Consider the following 809-nt stretch of genomic DNA (forward strand, 5'->3'; position numbering starts at 1 on the left):
ATCCGCAAAAGGTAACTATCGATAAAAGCGGTAGTAATATCTCTGCTCTCAAAGCTGCCAACAAAGAGCTTGCTGAAACTAAGAAAATTGAGATACGACAAGTCAAATATCTCAATAATATTGTCGAGCAGGATCATAGATTTATTAAGAAACGAACCAAACCTATGCTTGGTTTTAAGAGTTTTCATTCTGCTAAAATTACTATTGCAGGTATTGAGAATATTCGTATGATTCAAAAAGGACAAATAGTTGGAAGTAATGATAACGTTTCTACTTTTGAGAATTTTGTAATGTTAATGGCATCATAACGTCTAAAATCTCAGTTTTGTTGCTTCAAGCAGATCTTCAATTATAGATGCGACAGAACCGTTCTAGTTTGCTTTTGCCCCGTTTCTGTAATTTAACCCAAATATTGACTAGTACAAATGATTCTATCCTTCACCTCTGATTGTAATTTTTGTTCTGATGTGATTTTGTTGTTGGTGGTGTCTGTGATGATTTTAAATTGTCATTTGGCAAGTGTTTTATTTGAAATTTTGTCGCAATATTTTGTATTTCTTTAGCTGTTTTAAGAGGATAATCTTCCTGGAAATATTCGATAAAATTCTTTATCAAGTCTTCTATTTCAAATCTTTCCGCAAGCTTTTGTATTTCTTGAGGCAGTTCAGAAGGATGATTTGAATCTTTATAATTCAAATCAAAAAATTTAATCTTATCTCCGCAGTTATAGACAATTTATAATGGTCTCCATATTTTGGACACAAAAATAGAAGAAATGAGATAGAATTCTTTAGCAAAAAAGGAGAGCT

At 31.6% G+C, this 809-nt stretch carries 2 protein-coding genes; one reads left to right on the forward strand and one right to left on the reverse strand.

Features of this window, described 5'->3' with window-relative positions; genetic code table 11:
• Positions 1-308: DDE-type integrase/transposase/recombinase (locus RiCNE_RS07125; RefSeq protein ID WP_133062977.1), on the forward strand; the 308-nt coding region annotated here is incomplete at its 5' end.
• A gap of 130 nt (positions 309-438) precedes the next feature.
• Here the strand turns inward: RiCNE_RS07125 and RiCNE_RS07130 are convergent.
• Positions 439-696: a hypothetical protein gene (locus tag RiCNE_RS07130; protein ID WP_094649847.1), complete on the reverse strand. Its 258-nt coding sequence runs from the start codon at positions 694-696 to the stop codon at positions 439-441.
• Positions 697-809 lie beyond the last annotated feature (113 nt).

This window comes from Rickettsia endosymbiont of Culicoides newsteadi, from assembly GCF_002259525.1.
Classification (GTDB): Bacteria; Pseudomonadota; Alphaproteobacteria; order Rickettsiales; family Rickettsiaceae; genus Tisiphia.